Here is a 20,810-nt window from a genome sequence, read left to right on the forward strand (position 1 = left end):
TGGTCCCTCCTCAGGCCCGGCCGCGCAGCATCGCGTTATAGGTGGCCTTCAGCGCCACCTCCTTCATCAGCCAGCTGATCCACAGCTCCTCCAGCGGCGCGATGATGCCGGGGAACGACGGGACCAGGTTGTTGTGATAGTCGAACTCGATCAGCATGGCGCGGCCGACCCGGGTGATCATCGGGCAGGAGGTATAGCCGTCGAAGACCGCCGTCCCCTCGCGTCCCTCGATCGCGGCGATCAGGTGATCCTCGACCACCGGCACCATCCACTTGACCGAGGCCGCCGTCTTGCCCTTGGGCACGCCGGCCACGTCGCCCAGGGCGAAGATCTCGGGATAGCGCAGATGGCGCAGGGTCTTCATGTCGACCTCGACCCAGCCCTGATCGGTCCATTTGTCGGCCCAGGACAGGCCCGACTGGCGGATCACCTCGGGCGCGCGCTGCGGCGGGATGACATGGATGTAATCATAGGGCATCTCGACCCGGGATTTCGTCTCGATCCGGGTGACGGGATCGGTCACCGTCTCGACGAAGGTCGCGCGCTTGGCGCCGGGATCGATCGCCGCCAGCGTGCGGCCGTAATGCGCGGCGATGCCCCGCTGCCCGAACAGCATCCGCAGCTTCTCGTGCACGATCGGGACCGAGAACAGCGCCTGCTGCGGGGCGGCATAATGGATCTCGTACTTGCCGGCGGCGGCGCTGCGGCTGGCGATATCCTCGATCAGGAAGGTATGCTTGAGGGGGGCGCCTGCGCATTTCATCTCGGTCGCCGGGCGGGTGAAAAGGCCGATGCCGCCTGTCTCGGTGAACTGCGCGGCAGCGGCCCAGGTGCGGGCCGCGTGATCGGGACCGGCATAGAGCGCGCCGATGCCGTTCTGGCCCACGAGGTCCAGCGAAAAGCCCTCGATCGCGTCATGATCCAGCACCAGGCCGGGCGCCACGACCAGATAATCGTAAGAGAGGTTCTGCCCGCTGGTGGTCGCCACGGTCTTCGTGATCGGGTCGATGGCGGCGGCATGCTCCGACACCAGCGTGATGCCTTGGGGCAGCCAGTCGGTGGTGCGCGACAGCGTGTAGGCGGCGGGTTTCAGCCCCGCCGCGACCAGCGACAGGCCCGGCTGATACAGGTGTTCGGCCCGCGCGTCGACGATGGTGATCTGTGCGCCGGTTAGCCGCTGCACCAGGTGGTTGGCCAGCGCGGTGCCCGCCGCCCCGGCCCCGATGATGACGATGCGGGCAGTCGTCGCGATGGGCTGGGCGCGCCCGGGCCGGGCCAGGGCCGCCGCGGCAAGGCCCGCCGCGCCAAGCCCAAGAAAGCCACGGCGGGATGTCGGAAGACCGGTCAGGGTCATGGGTGTCTCCTCCTCGAGATCTGGCAGGGTCGGCAGGCTGGTCGGGGCGCCCCTTCGCCGCTTCGGGATCGGGACGGGGGGTGCCGCACGGCCCGAAGGCCGGGCGGCGATGCGGTCAGAAGCTCATCACGCTGGTGCCGGGGGCGACGACAGCCGCGCCCATCGCGTCGGGGGCGGCGGCGGTGACGCCGTCGATCAGCACCGAGGCATCCGCCCCCTTGCCCGGCAGATAGATGGCGCAGACCTGAACCTTCAGGCCGTTCTGTTCCATCATCATCGCCATCATTCCCTGCGGGCTGGCATCCCGGGGCGGCTGGCCGGCGGTGGCCGAGGCGGGGGCGTCCTTCAAGGCGATGTCGCCCGCCGGACCGCAGAGCAGCATCTCGGCCTCGGCCCCCGCAGCCATGGCGTTCATGGTCAGGACCATGGCCATCAGCTGGGTCTGCGGCTCGGGGGCGGTCAGGATGGTGACCAGCCTGTTGGGGGTCTCGGCCCGGGCGGCGCTGCCGAGAGCAAGGCCAAGGGCAAGCACGGTCAGTGTCAGTCGGCGCATGGTGATCTCCGGATTGGGTCAGGGGACAGGGGTCATTCGGTCAGGCAGATGGTGCCCGCCCGGATGGCAAGGGCCGTGCGCAGGATCAGTCCCACGACGACGGCCAGCAGCAGGGCCAGAAGGCCCGTGCCGATCAGGCGATGGGCCGCCGACCCGGCCGCCTCGGCATAGCCGAAGCTGGCGATGGTCAGCGCCGCCAGCGGAAAGGACAGCGCCCACCAGGACAGCGCGAAGGGCATGCTGCGGAACCGGGGCCATTGCGTGACGACCAGCGCCGCGAAGACATAGGCCGCCGACAGAAGGACATGCCCGAAGGGCCCGACCTCGCCGGACAGCCGCAGCCACGAGGTGAAGGCCACTGCAGGGGGCGCGACCAGGATCATCAGCGTCGGCACCATCTTGCCCGGCAGGGGGTCGTGAAACATCAGCCGGTTCATCACCAGCGTCAGCAGCACCAGCCAGAAGATCAGCCCGCCCGAAAAGAACAGCCACGAGATCTCGAGATAGCCGAGCCGCGCCCCCGCCAGCGGCACGATCACGTTGCCCACCGCCGGGATGAACCAGGCCGGCGTCAGCAGGCCCGGCTGGAACGAGCGATGCCCGATCCAGGCGCTGATCACCGCCAGGGCCAGCCCGCCCTGCAGCGCGGTGCCCAGCAGCCAGACGGCATGGGCCAGATGCGGCATCGGATCGACCAGCGCCGCCGCCAGCAGCAGAAGCGAGATCGAGATGGCCGGGAAGAAGGCGATGCGGATGGGGTGCTGCCACTCGGCCCGGACCTCGGCGGGGTGGGTCAGCGCCTTGGCGCCATAGCCTACAGCGATCGCCACCAGCATCGCCGTCGACAGCGCCAGGGCCACGCCCGAGGCGGTGCCGGCCCCCCCGAAGGCATGTTCCGCCGACCGGATCGCCAGCGTCAGGCCCATCATCCCCATGCCGATAGCAAAGAAGGTGACGGGGTAATGGGCGATCCGCCTCGGCGCGGCGGGATGGGCATCGGCGGCTATCATCATCCGGGTCCGTTCATGGAAGGGGACAGGGGCGCGGGCGGTCAGCCCTGCCGGGGGGCTGCGGCGTGACGGGGATGCGGTTCAGCATCGTCTCGTCCTCCTTCAGCTCCAGCCACATCGCGTTCATCACCGCGAAGATGGCCGCCAGCGGAAGCCCCAGAAGCCAGGCGAAATACCACATGACATCAGTCCTTTCAGTAGAGGGATTGCGAGTTGTCGGTGACATCGGCCTCGGTCACCTTGCCCCAGAGGACCTTGTAGACCCAGGCCGTGTAGATCAGGATCAGCGGCATGAAGATCACCGTGCTGACCAGCATGATGAACAGCGTCAGGTGGGACGAGGAGCTGTTCCACACCGTCAGCGACGACCGGGGATCGGACGAGGACGGCATGATGAAGGGAAACATCGTCAGCCCGACCGAGGAGATCACGCCTAGGATCGCCATCTTAGAGAACAGCAGGGTCGAGACCTCGCGCCCCGCCCGAAGGCCCGCGAAGGTCAGCAACCCGCCGACCAGGCCCATGACGGGCGCGATCACGATCCACGGGCGCTCGGCATAGGCGCCAAGCCAGCTGGCGGTCCGCTCGACCTGGAAATGCAGGGGGTTGGACGGGCCGTCGGTGACATAGTCGCCCACGATGCGGAACCCCTCGATCCCGACGGCCATCCAGACCCCGGCCAGCGCATAGGCCGCGACCGCCACCAGCGCCGCGACCGAGCCGATGGCCCGGGCGCGGGTCTGCACCACGCCCTCGGCCTTCAGGGTCAGCCAGGCGGCGCCATGCATGACCAGCATCGCCAGCGAGACGACCCCGGCCAGGATCGAGAACGGGTCCAGGAGCCCGATGAACTTCATGTACCACGCGCCCTCGTAGATCGTGTGCAGGTCGTCGGTCAGATGGAAGGGCACGCCCTGGATCACGCTGCCGACCGCCACCCCGAAGAGCAGCGCCGGGATCGCCCCGCTGGCGCAGAGTGCCCAGTCCCAGGAGGACCGCCAGCGCGGATCGTCGCGCTTGGAGCGGTAGGTGAAGGCCACGGGCCGCACGATGAAGGACGCCAGGATCACGAACATCGCCAGATAGAAGCCCGAGAAGCTGACCGCATAGAGCGGCGGCCAGGCGGCAAAGATCGCGCCGCCGCCGAGGACGAACCAGACCTGGTTGCCCTCCCAGACCGGGCCGATGGTGTTGATGGTCACGCGGCGTTCCAGATCGGACCGGCCGACGAAGGGCAGCAGCGCGCCCACCCCCATGTCAAACCCGTCGGTCACCGCGAAGCCGATCAGCAGCACGCCCAGAAGGCCCCACCAGATCACGCGCAGCACGTCATAGCTCAGCAACTCATGCAGGATCATGTCGGTTACTCCGCCGGCACGGGGGCGGCATCGGCATCGCGCCGTCCGGCCAGCCGGTCATTGTGACGCAGCACCCATGCGTCGGTTTCGGCCACATCCTGGAACGGGCCCTTGCGGATGTATTTCAGCATCAGCCCCATCTCGATGATGAAGAGCACGGTGTAGAAGGCGACGAAGCCCGCCAGCGTCAGCGCGACCTCGGTGATCGACAGGGCGCTGACCGACATGGCAGTGGGCAGCACGCCGTCCACCGTCCAGGGCTGGCGTCCGAACTCGGCCACGAACCAGCCCATCTCGGCGGCGATCCACGGCGCGGGGATCATCCCCACCGCCAGCCACAGGGCCGGGCGGGGATAGGCCATGCCCCGGAAGGACGAGCGCCAGAAGAAATAGGCCATCGTGCCGATGAAGGCGAAGCCCAGCACGACCATGATCCGGAAGGCCCAGAACAGTGGCCAGACGGTGGGCACCGTGTCGTTCGAGGCCGCGACGATCTGCGCCTCGGTCGCGCGGCGGGGGTCGTCGACATATTTCTTCAGCAGGAAGGCAAAGCCCAGATCGGCCGAATGCGCCTCGAAGGTCGCGGTGATGGCGGGGTCCGCCGCCTCGCGCGCCTCGCGGATATGCATCAGCGCGTCATAGGCGATGATGCCGCTGCGGATGCGGGTTTCGGCCTGCGCCACCAGATCGTTGATGCCGGGGATTTCCGTATCCAGCGAGCGCGTGCCGATCAGGCCCATCGCCCAGGGGATCTCGAGGGCGTAATGCGTCTTTCGCGCCTCCTGATCGGGAAAGCCCACCAGGTTGAACGGCGCGGGCGCCGCATGCGTGTCCCACATCGCCTCGATCGCGGCCAGTTTCATCTTCTGGCTGTGGGTCGCGGAATAGCCCGATTCGTCGCCCAGCAGCACCACCGAGAAGGCCGAGGCGAGCCCGAAGGCCGCCGCCACGGTGATGGAGCGTCGGGCCAGCTGGACATGGCGGTCCTTCAGCAGATACCAGGCCGACACGCCGATCACGAAGACCGAGGCGGTGACATAGCCCGCGCTGACGGTATGGACGAACTTGGCCTGCGCGACTTCGTTGAACAGGACCGCGAAGAAGTCGGTCATCTCCATCCGCATGGTCTGCGGGTTGAACTCCGCGCCCACCGGGTTCTGCATCCAGCCATTGGCGATCAGGATCCACAGGGCCGAGAAGTTCGACCCGATGGCCACCAACCAGGCCACCGTCAGATGGGCGACCTTGCTCATCCTGTCCCAGCCAAAGAAGAACAGGCCGACGAAGGTGGCCTCGAGGAAGAAGGCCATCAGCCCTTCGATCGCCAGGGGCGCGCCGAAGATGTCGCCGACATAATGGCTGTAATAGCTCCAGTTCATGCCGAACTGGAATTCCATGGTGATGCCGGTGGCGACGCCCAGGACGAAGTTGATCCCGAAGAGCGTGCCCCAGAACTTGGTCATCTGCCGCCAGATGGGGCGGTTGGTCATGACATAGACCGTTTCCATGATCGCCACGATGACCGACAGGCCAAGCGTCAGCGGCACGAAGAGAAAGTGATACATCGCCGTCATGGCAAACTGCAGCCGTGACAGCTCGACGATTCCGAATTCCATATCCGTGGCTCCAGCTGCCGGGGCGATTCCCCCGCAAAACAAATTACTCTGGGCAATTCTATCGCGCGCAAGTCAAAAGGCGGCCTTGATCCAGATCAAAAACTGACATCATCAAGATCAGTTAAGGAAGAATGACCCGGCGGTCTGCGAAGGCGGTCTCGACCTGCCGATGCGCCGCGATCAGGATCGCCGCAGCGGGCAGGAAATCCCGCAGGCCGCACAGCACGGCGCGGGCGGTGGCCTCGTCCAGCCCCTCGGTCGGCTCGTCGAGCAGCAGGACATCGGGGCGGCGCAGCAGAGCGCGGGCCAGCGCCAGACGCCGGGCCTCGCCACCCGACAGACCCTCGCCGCGCGGGCCGATCCGGGCGGACAGCCCGCCCCGGCCTTCGACCAGCCGCTGCAGCTGGACCGCCGCCAGAGCCTGCCACAGCCGCGCCTCGTCGGCGGGCCCGGCCAGGTGCAAGGCTTCGGCCACGCTGCCGGCCATCAGCGTGCTGCGCTGCGGCAGCAGGGTCAGGCGGTCGCGCAGATCGGTCTCGGGCCAGTCGGCCAGGGGCCGCCCGCCCAGGGTGATCCGGCCCAAGGCCACCGGATGCAGCCCGGCTATGGCCTGCAGAAGGGTCGATTTCCCGCTGCCGCTGGCCCCGGTGATCGCCAGCGTCTCCCCGGGCTGCAGGGTGAAGGACAGGGGCGCCATCAGCATGGTCCCGGTTCCCAAACGGTGCAGGCCCACATCCGCAAGGCACAGCGGAGAGGCCGTGGCATCCCCTTCGGCGCCCCCCGCGACGGGGGCCTCGGTGGGCAGCGGGTCGGCCAGATCGCGCCCGACCCGGCGGGCCGCATCCGCCATGCGCCCCAGATCGGACACCGCGCGCCGCAGGGGCACCAGCGTCTCGGCCAGGGCCAGTGCCGCGAAGACCCCCAGGGCTGCGAAGGCCGGCGGCAGCTGCCCTGCCTGGACCAGCGCCATGCCGATCCCCAGGGCGCCGGCGGCGATGACCGAGGCGAGGATCCCCAAGGCCGCCCCCGCCCGGCGGTCGGCGCGGTCCAGATGCCGGCGCAGATCGCGGCGCCGGGCCTCGGCGCCCTGCACGGCCTCGGCCTGCGCCACCAGCCGGCCATAGACCGCCAGATCGCGCCGGGCGCGGATCAGGTCGATCAGCCGGGTGCGGACCGCCTGCGCCGCGACTTCGGCCCGGCGCGACAGGGGCAGGGACACCCGCCCGGCGACCGCGACGATCAGGGCGGCGCCCAGCACATGGCCTCCGACGATCCAGAGGGCGATGACCGGCGCCACCAGCACCCAGAGCGCCACGAGCGCCAGAAGCTGTGTCGCCAGCCCGGCCAGCACGGGCAGGACCAGCCGCAGGGGCACCCCGTCCAGCGCGTCGATATCGGCCGTCAGCCGGTTCAGCGCCTGCGCGCCGCGGATGCGGATCATCCGGTCATGGGGCGCCGACAGAAGCCCCGCCAGCACGCGCAGGCGCAGCGTCTCCAGCGCGCGCAGCGTCGCGTCATGGGTCAGCATCCGCTCGCCATAGCGGGCCGCCGCCCGGCCAAGCGCCAGGAACCGCACCATGGCCGAGGGGCGGAACACGTCGAAGGCCGCCCCTGCCCCGGCCAGACCCGCCGCCGCCGCCGCGGTGATGAACCATCCCGACAGGCCCAGCAGCGTCACGCCCATCGCCAGCACGATCAGGCCAAGCGCCGCCCCCCGCAGCATCGCGCGCCGCTGATCGCGCAGGATCAGCCCGAAAATCATCCACAGCGCGCTCATGTCCCGTCCCCCAGATCGATGATCCGATCCATGCGCGCCGCCAGCGTCCGGTCATGGGTGGCGATCACCAGCGTCACCCCCCTGTCGGCCTGCGCCAGCAGCCCCTCGGTGACCAGCCGGGCGGTCAGGGGGTCAAGATCCGCCGTCGGCTCGTCCGCCAGAAGGACATCGGGGCTGCCGAAGACCGCGCGGGCCAGCGTGATCCGCCGCGCCTCGCCGCCCGACAGCCCGGCCCCGGTCTCGCCCAACCGCGTGGACAGGCCCTGCGGCAGCGCCTCGACCACCGCGCCGATCGCCGCCGAGGCGAGGGCGTCGGACAGATCCCCCGCGCGGCCCAGGGTCAGGTTCTGGCGCAGGCTTCCGGTCAGGAAATGCGGCGCCTGCGGCATCCAGCCCAAGCGCGCCCGCCACGCATCGGCCATCTCGGGCGTCAGCGCCTGCCCCGCGACCAGGACCCTGCCCTGCGGCGGCAGCTCCAGCCCGGCCATCAGGCGCAGCGCGCTGGTCTTGCCCGTGCCGCTGGCGCCCACCAGCGCCACCCGCTCGCCCGCCGCGATCACGATGTCGGGCAAGGGACGGCCCGAGGGCGTGACGCATCCCCGCAGATGCAGACTGGCCGGGCCCGCCAGACGCGCCGCAGGCCCCCCGGTGCCGGGCAGGGCCACGCCCTCCTCCGCCCCATGGGCCGCCAGTTCGTCCATCACCGCCGAGGCCGCCGCCTTGTCGTGCCAGGCCACCGACAGATCTCGCAAGGGCTGGAAAAATTCGGGCGCCAGCAGCAGCAGGAAGATCCCCGCCTCGGGCGTCAGCGACCCGCCCCAGGCCCCGAAGCCCAGGGCGCCCAGCAGCGAGAACCCCACATAGACCGCCACCATCGCCACGCCGATCGCCGCGAACAGCTCCAGCACCGTCGAGGACAGGAACGCCACCCCCAGCACGGCCATGGTCCGCCGCCGCAGATCACCCGCCTGACGCCGAAACCCGCCCGCCACGGCGTCTCCGGCCCCCAGCAGGCGGATGTCCACCAGCGCCGACAGTCGCTCGACCAGACCGTCGTTCAGTGTGCCGATCTGGGTCATCTGGCGGGCGCTGGCCTCTTTCGCAGCCAGTCCGACCAGCGCCATGAAGACCGGGATCAGCGGCCCCGAGATCAGCAGCACCACCCCCACCGCCCAGGACTGCCAGGCGGCCAGCGCCAGGATGACGACCGGCAGCACCATCACCCGCGCCCGCGCCGGGGCATAGCGCGCGACATAGGGGCCGAGCAGCTCCAGCTTTTCGCCCGCCAGCGCCGCCACGCTGCCCGCCCCGCCGAAGGGGCTGTCGCCTGCCCGCCGCGCCTCGGATGCGATCAGGGCGCCGCGCGCCTGCGCGATGATCGCCTCGGCCGCCGCCTGCGCCTGTGCCTCGGCCAGACAGGCCAGGGCGGCGCGGCAGATGCCCAGACCGCCGAAGGCGACCGCCGCAAGGAGAGGCGAGGCCCCCGTCCCCGCCAGAAGATGCCCGATGGCCCAGGCCACGACCGCCGCCTGCAGGGGCCAGATCAGCCCGCCCAGCACCGACAGCATTGCCGCCCGCCGCTGCTGTTCGCGGCCGGGGGCCAGAAGGGCCGCCTGCCGGGCGGACGGGTCGGGAGGGGGTGCAGGGGATGGGGTCACGGGCACGCTCGAACTGATCTACAAGATGTCAGTTAAGGCATTCGCCGGCCCGCCGATGTGATCCAGATCAAGGATCGCGCGGGGCCCTGCTGCTACCGCTTGGCCATCCGTCGTCCCAGGATGAGGCTGTGATGCGTCTGACCACCAAGACCAACCTTGCCGCCCGGGTGCTGATGGCCTGCGCGGTCAATGACGGCACCACCTTGCGCAGCGCCCAGATCGCCCGGACCTGCAACGCCTCGCCCAATCACCTGCTGCAGGTGGTCAACGCCCTGCAGGCGCAGGGCTTCGTCGAGACCCTGCGGGGCCGCCATGGCGGGCTGCGCCTGGCGCGCCCCGCGGCCCGGATCTCGATGGGCGCGGTGTTCCGCATCTTCGAGGCGGGCGTGCCCTTCGCCGAATGCTTCGCGCCCCAGACCAACACCTGCCCGCTTGCCGCCACCTGCCGCCTGCGCGGCGTCGTGGCCCATGCGCTGGAGGCGTTCTATGCCACCCTGGACAAGGTCACGCTGGCCGATCTGACCGAGGGCAATTGCGGTCTGGCAGCGCTGCTCTCCGTGCCGGACCGCCTGCGGGACCTGCCCTCCTGCGACGCGAAAACGCCCGCCGGAGATCATCCGGCGGGCGTTTCTTTGGCATAGGGCGACGCGGGATCAGTGCTCGTGGGTCGGCATCGCCTTGAGGTCGTCCTTGGTCCAGGTCGTCACCGCGTGAACGGTCCCGGCCTCGTCGCGCATCAGGTCCAGATCCCGGGCGGGAACCAGGACCGGCTTGGCGCCGATGCCAAGGAAACCGCCGACATCGATGACGACCTCGGTGTTCTCGCCCGCACCATGCGTGTGCGAGATGGACCCGACCGTCTCGTTGCCGGGTCCATAGACGGTGGCGCCGTCAAGCACGGCTTCGGTATATTCGCTGGCGGTCAGTCGGGTGTGGTTGGCATGGTCCATGATCGGATCCTCCTCAGGATGTGTGCAAGGGAAACGCAGGGACGACGTCCCTGTTCCAAAGATCGGCCCGCCCCACGTGACCGTGAGGACAGGGCCGCCTGCGACCTCAGGCCGAGGGCGCGCGCCGCCGCAGGATCAGTTCCATTCCCTCGGGACCCGTTTCCAGCCCCGGAGTGGGCCGGTAGGGATGGGCGCTTTCCAGCACGACCTCCTCGCGGTGCCCCTCGATCTCGATCACGCCCTCCCGCGGGTCGCCAAGTACCTGCGGGTCCAGATCGGCCTGCGTGCGAAAGCGGACATAATCGCCGCCGGTCTCGACCGTCCCGGTCAGCGGCGACATGTCCTTGAGCATCAATGTGGCATCGGTCATGGGTCTGGTCCTTGCTTGGGATGCACCCGGAACGCGGGCGGGGCCGATCCGGGTCCACCGAGGTGCGGAAGGGCGGGCCCGTCAGTGCCTGCCGTCAGCCGTCGGTGGCCAGCAGCAGCGGCATGTGGACGGCGCCATTGCGCCGCTCGATCTGGCGGACCAGCCGCAGATAGAGCGCGCGATAGCGCGTGTTGTGCTGATAGGCCGACAGGGCGGCCACGATCAGGTTCAGGTCATCTTGCGTGGTGGTGGTCACGATCACATCATTCCGCACGGTTGGCTCCGCCTGCTCTTGGTTCTGGTTCGGACCGCTTAACGGGCAGGCAGACAAATGTTTCCCCCTTCCGTTGCGAAAAGAGCCGTTGTCCCGGCCATCTCTGCCGCGACAGGCGCCTTTGCGCTGATCACGGTCCCCCGATGGGCGCCCGGCCGCGCGGTTTTCGCACATCCCCCCGGAACCGCAGCGCACACCGCAAGTTGAACGGCACATATATAGGAGAGACTCATGTTCAAATTCCTCGGCGGCGCCGTCGGCATCATCTTCGTCATCGGCCTTCTGGTCGTCATCGGCATCCTGTCGCTGATCTTCTGATCGGCGCACCTGTCGGGCAGGCGGCTGACAGGTTTGTCACCCTGCACTCCGACACATGAAAAGGCCCTGTGGTGTCCACCGCAGGGCCTTTCTTCCATCATTGCCGCATCCTGAACGCCCCTGCTTTACTCGTATGGAAGTATGGCATAGACTGGGTCTACCCCTCAGGATGTCCGCCGCATGATCCCGATCCGCTCCGCCTCGACCGCACAGCAGGTCCATGACTGGCTCTATCGCTGCGTGCTGCGCGGTGATCTGCTGCCCGGCATGCGCCTGTCGGAGACCGAGATCGCGGCCCAGGTCGGCCTGTCGCGCCAGCCCGTGCGCGAGGCCTTCATCCGCCTGGCCAGCGACGGACTGGCCGAGATCCGCCCGCAGCGCGGCACCTATATCGGCCGCATCTCGGTCCGCGCGGTGCTGTCGGCCCGGCTGATCCGCGAGGCGGTGGAAAGCGATCTGGGACGCATGGTCGCCCGCAGCCGCCCCGACCTGTCGGCGATGGCGGCCGAGCTGGACCTGCAGGCCCGCGCCGATGCGGCGGGCGACGTGCCCGCCTTCGTGGAAAGCGACGACCGCTTCCACGGGGCCATGGCCGAGGCGGCAGGCCATCCCGCCGTCTGGCAGGATCTGGAACGCCTGAAGGCGCAGATGAACCGCATGCGCCACCTGTCGATGCGGGTCTTCGATCGCAGCGCGACCATCGCACAGCACCGCGCCATCCTGACGGCCCTGCAGGCGGGCGACGGCGACGCCGCCGAGACCGCGATCCGCACCCATCTGCGCCAGATGCTGACCGAACTGCCCGAAATGGCACGCACCCATCCCGACTATTTCACCGACTGACCGTCCCCCACCGAAAGGCCCCCACATGACCCGCATCCTGTCCATCGGCGAGGCCATGGTCGAACTCTCGCAGGCCGACCAGCCGTCGCTCTGGCGCATGGGCTTTGCCGGCGACACGCTGAACACCGCCTGGTACCTACGCCGCCTTCTGGGCGAGGACTGGCAGGTCGGCTACCTCACCCGCGTGGGCACGGGCGACCTCTCGCACCGGATGCTGGACTTCCTGGCCAAGGCCGGGATCGACGCCAGCCATGTCCGGGCCGAGACCGACCGCGAGATCGGCCTCTACGCCATCAGCCTGGAGGGGGGCGAGCGCAGCTTCGCCTATTGGCGCGACACCTCGGCCGCCCGCCGGCTGGCCGACCAGCCTCAGGTCCTGGCTGCCGCCCTGCGCGACTGCCGCCTGGCCTATCTGTCGGGCATCACCCTAGCGATCCTGCCGCCCGCCGGACGCAAGACGCTGATGGAGGCGCTGGACACCGCCCGCGCCGCCGGCACGACCATCGTCTTCGACACCAACCTGCGCCCACGCCTCTGGCCCGATGCCGCCACCATGTGCGCCGCCACGCAAGAGGCCGCGAACCGTGCCGATCTGGTCCTGCCCAGCTTCGACGACGAGGCCGCGCATTTCGGCGATGCCGATCCCGAAGCGACGCTCGCCCGCTATCTGCAGGGCGGCGCGGGGCATGTGGTGGTGAAGAACGGCGGCGGCCCGATCCATTTCGGCGGCGCCCAAGGGATGGGCGTGGTCACCGACCTGCCGCCCGAGACCCCCGTCGACACGACCGCCGCCGGAGACAGCTTCAACGCGGGCTATCTCGCGGCCACCCTCACGGGCCAGGACTGCGCCACGGCGATCCTGGCGGGCCATGCCCTCAGCGCCCGGGTCATCCGCCATCACGGCGCCCTCGTCCCGCAGGCCGTGGCAGCCCCCTAGACTTTCATCTTGGCGAAAATATCCCGGGGGGGATCGCGGCACGCGATGGGGGGCAGCGCCCCCCCTGCCCCCTCCTGCGTCAGACCACCGCGCCGATCTGCCAAGGCAGGAACTCGTTGTCCCCCAACCCCAGATCCTCGCTGCGCGTCGCCTCCCCCGAGGCCGTGCGCAGGATCAGATCGACGATCTCGCGCCCCTTCGCCTCGATGCTCACCCCCGACAGGATGTCGCCGCAGTTCAGGTCCATGTCGTCGCGCATGGCCGCGAACAGCGCGTCATTCGTGGCCAGCTTGATGGTCGGCGCGGGCTTGGACCCGAAGGCCGATCCGCGCCCGGTGGTGAAGACGATCAGCTGCGCGCCCCCGGCGATCTGGCCCGTGGCCGAGACCGGGTCATAGCCCGGCGTGTCCATGAAGTTCAGCCCCGGCGCGGTGATCGGCTGGCCATAGTCCAACACCGCGTTCAGCGGCGTGGCCCCCGCCTTGGCGACCGCGCCCAGGGATTTCTCGAGGATCGTGGTCAGCCCGCCGGCCTTGTTGCCGGGGCTGGGATTGTTGTCCAGCGACGCACCGTTCATCGCCGTGTAGCCCTCCCACCAGCGCAGCCGCTCCAGCAGATGCTCAGCCAGCTCGGGGCGCGCGGCGCGGTCCAGCAGCAGGCTTTCGGCGCCATAGATCTCGGGCGTCTCGGACAGCACCACGGATGCCCCCTGCGCCGCCAGCATGTCGCAGGCCACGCCAAGCGCCGGGTTCGCGGTCACGCCCGAGAACCCGTCCGAGCCGCCGCATTGCAGCCCGATCTTCAGCGCCGCCGCCGGCGCGGGCGCGCGCGTCACCGCATTGACGACGGGCAGCATCTCGCGGACCCGCGCCTTGATCGCCGCGATGGTGGTCCGCGTGCCGCCATTCTCCTGGATGGTCAGCCCGTGAAAGCGCGCGGCCTCACCCAGCTCCTGCTTCATGCGGGCGATCTGCATCACCTCGCAGCCCAGCCCCACGAACAGCGCCGCGCCGACATTCGGATGCCCCGCATGGCCGGTCAGCACCCTCTGCAGCGCCTGCCAGCCCGGCCCGTTGTCGGCCATCCCGCAGCCCGAGCCATGGGCGAAGGCCACCACCCCGTCCACATTCGGAAAGGCCGCCAGCGCACCCTCGATCCGCAGCTCCTCCGCCGCGCGGCGGATAACCGTGGCCGAGCAGTTGACCGTCGCCACCAGCGCGATGAAGTTGCGCGTGCCCACCTGCCCGCCCGGGCGGTGATAGCCCTGGAAGGTCAGCCCCTCGCGCGGATGCCGGGCCAGGACGGCCTCGGCCGCCGCCAGCCCGCTGCCGGGGCGATAGTCGCGGCCATGTGCGCCGAAGGCGCAATTGTGGCTGTGGACATGATCGCCCGGCGCGATGGGGGCCGTGGCATAGCCGATGGTCTGGCCGTATTTCACCACCGCCGCCCCTTGGGCGATCGCGCGGCGGGCGATCTTGTGCCCGGCGGGGGCCGCGCCCCGCGCGGTCAGGATCGCCACATTGTCGACCGCGTTCAGGACCAGCGGGTCAGACATCGGCCACGGCACCCCGCGCGCCCTTGTCCTGCAATGCCGTCAGCGCCGCCGTCAGATCGGCCGCAAAGCCTGCATCCTCGCGCAGGGCCGCCGGAAAGACCGTCGCCAGGCGCAGGAAGCCCGCCACCGTCTCGGCCGGATCGTCGCGCCAGAGGGTGGCCAGATCGGCGGCCATCGGGTCCTTGACCTCGATCGCCGCACCGTCCAGGCCGGTGCCCGAGGCATAGCGCATCCAGGCCGCCACCGCCAAGGTCAGCCCCGGGACGGCCCGGCCCGCCGCGCGGCCCTCGGCAATCGTGCCCAGGATGCGCTGCGGCAGCTTCTGGCTGCCATCCATGGCGATCTGCCAGGTCCGGTGCCGGATCGACGGATTGGCATAGCGCGCCGCCAGCGCATCGGCATAGGCGCCCAGATCCTCTCCCGGAGGGGGCGTCAGCGCCGGAATGATCTCGGTCTTCCACAGCCGGTCGACGAATTGCGCAAAGACCGGGTCGGCGGCGACCTCGGCGATGGTCTCGTGGCCTGCCAGATAACCCAGATAGGCCAGGCTGGAATGGGTGCCGTTCAGCATCCGCAGCTTCATGTGCTCGAAGGGCGTCACGTCGTCCACCAGCTGCACGCCGACCGCGCCCAGATCGGGGCGCTCGCCACCGACGAAGTGATCTTCGACCACCCATTGGCGGAAGGGCTCGTGCATGACCGGGGCCGCATCGCGGGCGCCCGTCAGCGCCTCCAGCCGGTCCAGATCGGCGGCGGTGGTGGCGGGCACGATGCGGTCGACCATGGTCGAGGGAAAGGCCCCCTCGGCCCCGATCCAAGTCGCCAGGTCGGGGTCGATCAGCCGCGCCAGATCCAGCACGACGCCGCGCACGACCTTGCCGTTTTCCGGCAGGTTGTCGCAGCAGAGCACGGTGAAGGGCGCGATCCCCGCCGCATGGCGCGCCTGCAGCGCGCGGACCAGAAAGCCCGGCGCCGATTTCGGCAGGGGGCCCGCCAGATCATGGACAATATCGGGATGCCCGGCATTCAGCCGACCCGTCGAGGGCTCGTGGCAATAGCCCTTCTCGGTGACCGTCAGGCTGACGATCCGCACCGAGGGCGCGGCCATCGCATCCAGCACCGCCTGCGGGTCCTCGGGCGCGACCAGCACGTCGCGCAGCACGGTGACGACCTGCTCCGTCTCGCCATCCGGGCCCAGTTCCAGCGCGGTATAGGCCCAGCCCTGCGGACGCAGCTTGTCGCGCGTGCCCGGCGATTGCAGCGAGACGCCGGTGATGCCCCATTCGCCGCCGGACGCGGCCATCGCCTCGGCCACGAAGATGGCGCCATGCGCGCGGAAGAACGCGCCCAGGCCCAGATGGACGATGCCCGAGGGGGCGGTGGACGGGGTGTGGTGCAACCTATCGGGCAAGCCAGCCTCCATCGACGTTCAGGACGGCGCCATTGATGTAATCCGACGCGGGCGCGGCCAGGAAGACCGCCGTCTGCGCGATATCCTCGGGGCGACCCCACCGGCCCGCCGGGATGCGGTCCAGGATCGCCTTCGAGCGGTCGGGATCGGCACGGAGCGCCTCGGTGTTGTTCGTCTCGATATAGCCCGGCGCGATGGCGTTGACGGTCAGGCCCTTGGCCGCCCATTCGTTCGCCATCAGCTTGGTCAGCCCCGCCACGCCATGCTTGGACGCGGTATAGGAGGGCACGCGGATGCCGCCCTGAAAGGACAGCAGGGACGCGATGTTGACGATCTTGCCCCTGCCGCGCGGCAGCGCCGCTTTGGCGAAGGCCTGGCAGGTGAAGAACAGCGCCTTGAGGTTCACGTCCATCACCGCGTCCCAATCGGCCTCGGAGAAATCGACCGCATCGTCACGGCGGATGATGCCGGCGTTGTTGACCAGGATGTCGATCCGCTGATCGGCAAAGACGTCGCGCGCGGCCATCGGATCGGCGAAATCCAGACGCAGACTGCGCCCGGACCCCATCATCTCCAGCGTCTCGTCACAGTCGCGACGACCGGAGGCGATGACATCCGCCCCCGCCTGCGCCATGGCCACCGCGATGGCCTGACCGATGCCGGTATTGGCCCCGGTCACCAGCGCGGTGCGGCCCTCGAGCGAGAACGCGCTCACAGCATGTCCTTGGGCTGGATGAAGTCCATGTCGGTGTAATCGACATTGTCCCCGGACATCGCCCAGATGAAGGTGTATTCGCCGATGCCCGCGCCCGAATGGATCGACCAGGGCGGCGACAGCACGGCCTGCTCGTTCGACACGAAGATGTGGCGCGTCTCAGTCGGCTCGCCCATCAGGTGAAGGACGCGCGAGTCCGGCGCCATGCCGTGATACAGATAGGCCTCCATCCGGCGATCATGGACATGGCTGGGGATGGTGTTCCAGACCGACCCCTCCTGCAGCGAGGTATAGCCCAGCACCAGCTGGCAGCTTTCCATGACCAGCGGGTGGATGAACTGCTTGATGACGCGCTTGTTCGAGGTCTCGGTGGCGCCCATCTCGACCTTCTTGGCCTCTTCGACCGTCACCAGCCGATGCGGCAGCGCGCGATGCGCCGGCGCCGAGGTGATGTAGAACCGCCCCTCGCCCGAGAAGGTCACCGCCCCCGCGCCCATGCCCAGATAGAGCACGTCGCCCGAATTCATGTCCCAGCCCTCGCCCGCGGCCTCGATGCGGCCCGGGCCGCCGATGTTCACGATGCCCATCTCGCGGCGATCGAGGAAGCTGGGGGTCTTGGTCTCCTCGATCTTGTCCAGCACCAGGCTGCCGCCGGCGGGCACGGCGCCGCCCACCACGAAGCGGTCGTAATGGGTATAGACCAGCCGGACCTCTCCCTCGGCGAACAGCCCCTCGGCCAGGAAATGCTGGCGCAGGGTGGCGGTGTCCATGGCGCGGGCGTGGTCGGGATGGATCGCGTGGCGGGTGTCGACATGGGTCATGGGGTGGTCCTTTTCAGAGAAAATCGTCGCGGCGGGGGGTGAAGCTGTCGATCAGCTCGCCCTCCTCCAGACAGAGGCAGCCATGGGTGGCGCCCGAGGGGATGACGAAGGCGTCGCCGGGTCCGACCTCGAAGGCGCGGTCGTCGATGGTGAAGCGGTAGCGGCCCGACCGCACATAGGTCGATTGCACATGCGGATGGCTGTGCAGCGCACCGCTGTCGCCCGCCTTGAAGGCGAAGCGGACGACCATCAGCTCGGGCGCATGGGCCAGCACGGTGCGGATGGGATCGGTCATGGAGTGTCCTTTCAGCGGAACATCGAGGGCAGCCACAGCGACAGCGCGGGCACGTAGGTGACCAGCATCAGCGTGGCGAAGGCCGCGCCGTAGAAGGGCCAGATGGTGCGCATCGCCTGCCAGATGCTGATGCGGCCCACCGCGCAGCCCACGAACAGCACCGCGCCGACGGGGGGCGTGCAGAGGCCGATGCCCAGGTTCAGGATCAGGATGACCCCGAAATGCACCGGGTCGACCCCGAAGGCCACGGCGACCGGCAGGAAGATCGGCGTGGTGATCACGATCAGCGGCGACATGTCCATGAACGTGCCCAGGATCAGCAGGATGATGTTCATCAAGAGCAGGATCACGATGGGATTGTCCGACACGTTCTGCAGGATCTCGACCAGCTGGGTCGGCACGCGCAGATAGGCCAGAAGCCAGCCGAAGCAGGCGGCGGTGCCGATCACCAGCAGCACCATCGCGGTCGTGCGCACGGCGCCCTTGGTGGCCTCGACGAATTCGCTCCACGGCAGGCTGCGATAGACCAGCGTGGTGACCAGCAGCGCATAGACCACCGCCACGTTCGAGGATTCCGAGGCCGTGAACCAGCCCGAGCGCACGCCGCCGAAGATGATGGCGATCAGGATCAGGCCCGGCAGGGCGGCGACGGCCAGGGTGCCCAGCATCCGCAAGCCGGGGAAGGGCTCGGTCGGGTAGCCCTTCTTGCGGGCCACCCACCAGGCGGCGATCATCAGCATGAAGGCCAGCAGCAGGCCCGGGATGATCCCGGCGGTGAACAGGTCCGCGATGGACAGGCGGCCGCCGGCGGCGATCGAATAGATGATCATGTTGTGGCTGGGCGGCACCATCAGCGCGATGATCGAACTGACCACCGTGATGTTGACCGCGTAATCGACGTCATAGCCGCGTTCCTTCATCTGCGGCACCATCAGCCCGCCGACAGCGCTCGCATCGGCCGCGGCCGATCCCGACACGCCGCCGAACATCAGGCTGGCCACGATGTTGACCTGCCCCAGGCCGCCGCGCACATGGCCGATCATGGCCCCCGCCAGCGCCACCAGCCGCCGGGCGATGTCGCCCCGCACCATCAGGTCGCCCGCGAAGATGAAGAAGGGAATGGCCATCAGCGCGAAGACGGAAATGCCGCTGTTCAACCGCTGGAACACCACCACCGGCGGCAGGCCCAGATAGAGGACGGTCAGGAAGCTGGCCACGCCCAGGCAGAAGGCGACCGGCGTGCCGATCAGCAGCAGCGCCACGAAGCTGCCAAACAGGATCCACAATTCCATGGCGTCAGTCTCCCTTGCGGGCGCGCGGCGCCGCGGTCGTGGTGCGGTCGGCCCGCGGATCGGTAGCGTGGGGATCGGTGGTGCGGGGATCGGCGGCCATCAGGGCCGCGGCCGATCCGGCGCCGGCAAGCCCGTCGATCTCGCCGTCGATGGCATCGTCATTGTCGCCGAAGCGCATCGTGCGCAGACCGGCGGCCCGGCGCAGGATGCGCTCGACCGAGAACAGCATCAGCAGCACGCCCCCGCCGATCAGCGGCGCGAAATCCCACAGCCGCGAGATCCCGAGGCCCGGCACGACGCCGGTCGAGGCGCGCGCGGCCAGCTGCCAGCCGAACCAGGCCATGCCGAAGCCGAAGCCCGTCACGACCACGTCCGAGAAGCTGTGGAACCACGGCCGCCAGCTTTCCGGCACGACCATCAGGCCCACGTCGAAGGACAGGTGATAGCCCTCCTTGACGCCCACGGCGGCGCCCAGGAAGATGAACCAGCCCATCAGCATGACCGCCGCCGGCTCCGCCCAGAACAGGCTGGAGCCGATCGCATAGCGATAGAACACCTGCGCGAAGACGAAGACGGTCATCAGGACAAGCCCGGTTCCCGCCAGCCACAGCGCCGCCTGCGCCACGGCGCCGGTCATTGTGGCAAATCTGATCAATCCCTCGCGCATCGCGCGTCCCCCCAAAAAGAAAACCGCCCGCAAGGATTGCGGGCGGCTGTCGTGATCACTCGGTCGCGCGGATGCGCTCGACCAGGTCCTGCGCCTCGGGAGAGGTCGCGTATTTCTCGTAGACCGGGGCCATGGCGTCGATGAAGGGCTGCTTGTCGATCTCGCGCACGATCTCGGCGCCCGCCGCGATCACGGCCTCCTCGGACGCGGCCTCGGCCTCGGCCCACAGCTGGCGCTGCGTGGTCGAGGAATTGCGCGCGGAATCGCGGACGACCTCCTGGTCCTCGGGCGACAGCGCGTCCCAGCTGGTCTTGGACATGGCGACCAGTTCGGGCACCATCAGATGCTCGTCCAGGGTAAAGTAGGGCGCCACCTCGGCATGGCCCGAGCTGTCATAGCTGGGATAGTTGTTTTCGGCGCCGTCGATCACGCCGGTCTGGATGCCGGAATAGACCTCGCCATAGGGCATGGGCGTCGCGACCGCGCCAAGCGCGTCCATCATGTCCACGAAGACGTCGTTCTGGATGACGCGGATCTTCAGGCCCGCCAGATCCTCGATCGAGTTGATCGGACGCTGCGAGTTGTAGAAGCTGCGCGCGCCGCCGTCGTAATAGGCCAGCACGACCAGGTCGCGTTCCTCGAAGGCCGCGCCGATCTCCTCGCCGATCGGGCCGTCCATGACCGCGTGCATGTGGTCCACGTTGCGGAACAGGTAGGGCAGCGAGAAGGTCTGGGTGACCGGCACGATGTCGTTGAACGTGCCGAAGGACGCGCGGACCAGGTCGATCACGCCGAACTGGGTCTGCTCGATCGTGTCGCGCTCCTCGCCCAGCTGGCTGGACGGAAAGACCTCGATGCAGATCCGGCCGTCGGTGCGCTCCAGCACCTCCTCGGCCATGGCCTTGACGCCCTCGACGGTCGGATAGCCGTCGGGATGGGTGTCCGAGGACCGCAGCGTGATCTCGCAGGCGGCGGCGAAGCTGGCCGAGGCCAGCAGGCCCGCAAGGGATGTCATCAGAAGTTTCATGGTATCCTC

At 69.0% G+C, this 20,810-nt stretch carries 23 protein-coding genes; 4 read left to right on the forward strand and 19 right to left on the reverse strand.

All coding sequences use genetic code 11. The features are described from left to right. Positions 1-10: 10 nt before the first annotated feature. The 8 genes from FA743_RS09865 to FA743_RS09900 form a co-directional block, all read right to left on the reverse strand. Positions 11-1,354 (reverse strand): NAD(P)/FAD-dependent oxidoreductase, encoded by a 1,344-nt coding sequence (locus tag FA743_RS09865; protein WP_136885943.1) that lies wholly within the window; start codon positions 1,352-1,354, stop codon positions 11-13. Between the two features lie 115 nt (positions 1,355-1,469). Continuing rightward, positions 1,470-1,907 carry a hypothetical protein gene (locus FA743_RS09870; protein WP_136885944.1) on the reverse strand — a complete coding sequence of 146 codons (438 nt, stop codon included), beginning with the start codon at positions 1,905-1,907 and terminating at the stop codon, positions 1,470-1,472. 32 nt (positions 1,908-1,939) lie between these two features. Then, complete coding sequence (locus tag FA743_RS09875; RefSeq protein WP_342774382.1) at positions 1,940-2,920, reverse strand: SLAC1 anion channel family protein; 981 nt, start codon at positions 2,918-2,920, stop codon at positions 1,940-1,942. 10 nt (positions 2,921-2,930) lie between these two features. Further along, on the reverse strand, positions 2,931-3,098 hold the full coding sequence (gene cydX, locus FA743_RS20605; RefSeq protein WP_136885946.1) for a cytochrome bd-I oxidase subunit CydX: 168 nt from the start codon (positions 3,096-3,098) through the stop codon (positions 2,931-2,933). 13 nt (positions 3,099-3,111) lie between these two features. Continuing rightward, entirely contained in the window at positions 3,112-4,275 is a 1,164-nt protein-coding gene (cydB, locus tag FA743_RS09885) for a cytochrome d ubiquinol oxidase subunit II (RefSeq protein ID WP_136885947.1), read from the reverse strand. A gap of 5 nt (positions 4,276-4,280) precedes the next feature. Beyond that, a complete protein-coding gene (locus FA743_RS09890; RefSeq protein WP_136885948.1) occupies positions 4,281-5,891 on the reverse strand; it encodes a cytochrome ubiquinol oxidase subunit I in 1,611 nt (536 codons plus the stop codon). Positions 5,892-6,012: 121 nt separating this feature from the next. Beyond that, positions 6,013-7,668: an amino acid ABC transporter ATP-binding/permease protein gene (locus FA743_RS09895; protein ID WP_136885949.1), complete on the reverse strand. Its 1,656-nt coding sequence runs from the start codon at positions 7,666-7,668 to the stop codon at positions 6,013-6,015. Continuing rightward, positions 7,665-9,326, reverse strand: a complete 1,662-nt coding sequence (locus FA743_RS09900; protein ID WP_246054914.1) for an ABC transporter ATP-binding protein/permease — start codon at positions 9,324-9,326, stop codon at positions 7,665-7,667. Before FA743_RS09900 ends, FA743_RS09895 begins: the two co-directional genes overlap by 4 nt. A 131-nt stretch (positions 9,327-9,457) precedes the next feature. Here FA743_RS09900 and FA743_RS09905 point away from each other — a divergent pair, with 131 nt between their 5' ends. Beyond that, entirely contained in the window at positions 9,458-9,967 is a 510-nt protein-coding gene (locus FA743_RS09905; protein WP_136885950.1) for an RrF2 family transcriptional regulator, read from the forward strand. A gap of 12 nt (positions 9,968-9,979) precedes the next feature. Here FA743_RS09905 and FA743_RS09910 read toward each other — a convergent pair whose 3' ends face one another. From FA743_RS09910 to FA743_RS09920, 3 genes are all read right to left on the reverse strand, one after another. Next, complete coding sequence (locus tag FA743_RS09910; protein WP_136885951.1) at positions 9,980-10,276, reverse strand: PRC-barrel domain-containing protein; 297 nt, start codon at positions 10,274-10,276, stop codon at positions 9,980-9,982. 106 nt (positions 10,277-10,382) lie between these two features. Further along, complete coding sequence (locus FA743_RS09915; RefSeq protein WP_136885952.1) at positions 10,383-10,646, reverse strand: hypothetical protein; 264 nt, start codon at positions 10,644-10,646, stop codon at positions 10,383-10,385. 94 nt (positions 10,647-10,740) lie between these two features. Continuing rightward, the gene (locus FA743_RS09920) at positions 10,741-10,902 is read right to left on the reverse strand and encodes a hypothetical protein (protein ID WP_169308838.1); all 162 of its coding nucleotides are present in this window, start codon (positions 10,900-10,902) and stop codon (positions 10,741-10,743) included. A 249-nt stretch (positions 10,903-11,151) separates the two neighbouring features. On the opposite strand from FA743_RS09920, the gene FA743_RS20995 reads away from it, so the two are divergent. The 3 genes from FA743_RS20995 (at position 11,152) to FA743_RS09935 (ending at position 13,018) form a co-directional block, all read left to right on the forward strand. Continuing rightward, positions 11,152-11,238 carry a small membrane protein YohP gene (locus FA743_RS20995; protein ID WP_135314421.1) on the forward strand — a complete coding sequence of 29 codons (87 nt, stop codon included), beginning with the start codon at positions 11,152-11,154 and terminating at the stop codon, positions 11,236-11,238. Positions 11,239-11,418: 180 nt separating this feature from the next. Next, positions 11,419-12,081 carry a GntR family transcriptional regulator gene (locus FA743_RS09930; protein ID WP_136885954.1) on the forward strand — a complete coding sequence of 221 codons (663 nt, stop codon included), beginning with the start codon at positions 11,419-11,421 and terminating at the stop codon, positions 12,079-12,081. Between the two features lie 25 nt (positions 12,082-12,106). After that, positions 12,107-13,018, forward strand: a complete 912-nt coding sequence (locus FA743_RS09935) for a sugar kinase (protein ID WP_136885955.1) — start codon at positions 12,107-12,109, stop codon at positions 13,016-13,018. A 79-nt stretch (positions 13,019-13,097) separates the two neighbouring features. Here the strand turns inward: FA743_RS09935 and FA743_RS09940 are convergent, their stop codons facing one another. Genes FA743_RS09940 through FA743_RS09975 form a run of 8 tightly spaced genes read right to left on the reverse strand, consistent with a single transcriptional unit; the run spans position 13,098 to position 20,801 of the window. Continuing rightward, a complete protein-coding gene (locus FA743_RS09940) occupies positions 13,098-14,573 on the reverse strand; it encodes a UxaA family hydrolase (RefSeq protein WP_136885956.1) in 1,476 nt (491 codons plus the stop codon). Next, complete coding sequence (locus FA743_RS09945; RefSeq protein WP_425467180.1) at positions 14,566-15,972, reverse strand: mannitol dehydrogenase family protein; 1,407 nt, start codon at positions 15,970-15,972, stop codon at positions 14,566-14,568. The genes FA743_RS09940 and FA743_RS09945 overlap by 8 nt, the downstream gene beginning before the upstream one ends. Before the next feature lies 1 nt (position 15,973). Further along, on the reverse strand, positions 15,974-16,699 hold the full coding sequence (kduD, locus tag FA743_RS09950) for a 2-dehydro-3-deoxy-D-gluconate 5-dehydrogenase KduD (protein WP_136885958.1): 726 nt from the start codon (positions 16,697-16,699) through the stop codon (positions 15,974-15,976). After that, positions 16,696-17,520, reverse strand: a complete 825-nt coding sequence (gene kduI, locus FA743_RS09955; RefSeq protein WP_136885959.1) for a 5-dehydro-4-deoxy-D-glucuronate isomerase — start codon at positions 17,518-17,520, stop codon at positions 16,696-16,698. Before kduI ends, kduD begins: the two co-directional genes overlap by 4 nt. Positions 17,521-17,533: 13 nt before the next feature. Beyond that, positions 17,534-17,815, reverse strand: coding sequence for a cupin domain-containing protein (locus FA743_RS09960; RefSeq protein WP_136885960.1), 282 nt, complete (start codon positions 17,813-17,815; stop codon positions 17,534-17,536). Between the two features lie 11 nt (positions 17,816-17,826). Next, entirely contained in the window at positions 17,827-19,107 is a 1,281-nt protein-coding gene (locus FA743_RS09965) for a TRAP transporter large permease (RefSeq protein WP_136885961.1), read from the reverse strand. Positions 19,108-19,111: 4 nt separating this feature from the next. After that, positions 19,112-19,774 (reverse strand): TRAP transporter small permease, encoded by a 663-nt coding sequence (locus FA743_RS09970; RefSeq protein ID WP_136885962.1) that lies wholly within the window; start codon positions 19,772-19,774, stop codon positions 19,112-19,114. A 55-nt stretch (positions 19,775-19,829) separates the two neighbouring features. After that, on the reverse strand, positions 19,830-20,801 hold the full coding sequence (locus tag FA743_RS09975) for a TRAP transporter substrate-binding protein (protein WP_136885963.1): 972 nt from the start codon (positions 20,799-20,801) through the stop codon (positions 19,830-19,832). Between the last annotated feature and the right edge of the window lie 9 nt (positions 20,802-20,810).

This window comes from Paracoccus gahaiensis (assembly GCF_005048225.1).
Classification (GTDB): Bacteria; Pseudomonadota; Alphaproteobacteria; order Rhodobacterales; family Rhodobacteraceae; genus Paracoccus; species Paracoccus gahaiensis.

Excerpts from the sequence above, each read along its gene's own strand:
- FA743_RS09865 (WP_136885943.1), bottom strand. The coding sequence starts at position 1,354 with ATGACCCTGACCGGTCTTCCGACATCCCGCCGTGGCTTTCTTGGGCTT.
- FA743_RS09870 (WP_136885944.1), bottom strand. The coding sequence starts at position 1,907 with ATGCGCCGACTGACACTGACCGTGCTTGCCCTTGGCCTTGCTCTCGGC.
- FA743_RS09875 (WP_342774382.1), bottom strand. The coding sequence starts at position 2,920 with ATGATGATAGCCGCCGATGCCCATCCCGCCGCGCCGAGGCGGATCGCC.
- cydX (WP_136885946.1), bottom strand. The coding sequence starts at position 3,098 with ATGTGGTATTTCGCCTGGCTTCTGGGGCTTCCGCTGGCGGCCATCTTC.
- cydB (WP_136885947.1), bottom strand. The coding sequence starts at position 4,275 with ATGATCCTGCATGAGTTGCTGAGCTATGACGTGCTGCGCGTGATCTGG.
- FA743_RS09890 (WP_136885948.1), bottom strand. The coding sequence starts at position 5,891 with ATGGAATTCGGAATCGTCGAGCTGTCACGGCTGCAGTTTGCCATGACG.
- FA743_RS09895 (WP_136885949.1), bottom strand. The coding sequence starts at position 7,668 with ATGAGCGCGCTGTGGATGATTTTCGGGCTGATCCTGCGCGATCAGCGG.
- FA743_RS09905 (WP_136885950.1), top strand. The coding sequence starts at position 9,458 with ATGCGTCTGACCACCAAGACCAACCTTGCCGCCCGGGTGCTGATGGCC.
- FA743_RS09910 (WP_136885951.1), bottom strand. The coding sequence starts at position 10,276 with ATGGACCATGCCAACCACACCCGACTGACCGCCAGCGAATATACCGAA.
- FA743_RS09915 (WP_136885952.1), bottom strand. The coding sequence starts at position 10,646 with ATGACCGATGCCACATTGATGCTCAAGGACATGTCGCCGCTGACCGGG.
- FA743_RS20995 (WP_135314421.1), top strand. The coding sequence starts at position 11,152 with ATGTTCAAATTCCTCGGCGGCGCCGTCGGCATCATCTTCGTCATCGGC.
- FA743_RS09930 (WP_136885954.1), top strand. The coding sequence starts at position 11,419 with ATGATCCCGATCCGCTCCGCCTCGACCGCACAGCAGGTCCATGACTGG.
- FA743_RS09935 (WP_136885955.1), top strand. The coding sequence starts at position 12,107 with ATGACCCGCATCCTGTCCATCGGCGAGGCCATGGTCGAACTCTCGCAG.
- FA743_RS09940 (WP_136885956.1), bottom strand. The coding sequence starts at position 14,573 with ATGTCTGACCCGCTGGTCCTGAACGCGGTCGACAATGTGGCGATCCTG.
- kduI (WP_136885959.1), bottom strand. The coding sequence starts at position 17,520 with ATGACCCATGTCGACACCCGCCACGCGATCCATCCCGACCACGCCCGC.
- FA743_RS09960 (WP_136885960.1), bottom strand. The coding sequence starts at position 17,815 with ATGACCGATCCCATCCGCACCGTGCTGGCCCATGCGCCCGAGCTGATG.
- FA743_RS09965 (WP_136885961.1), bottom strand. The coding sequence starts at position 19,107 with ATGGAATTGTGGATCCTGTTTGGCAGCTTCGTGGCGCTGCTGCTGATC.
- FA743_RS09970 (WP_136885962.1), bottom strand. The coding sequence starts at position 19,774 with ATGCGCGAGGGATTGATCAGATTTGCCACAATGACCGGCGCCGTGGCG.
- FA743_RS09975 (WP_136885963.1), bottom strand. The coding sequence starts at position 20,801 with ATGAAACTTCTGATGACATCCCTTGCGGGCCTGCTGGCCTCGGCCAGC.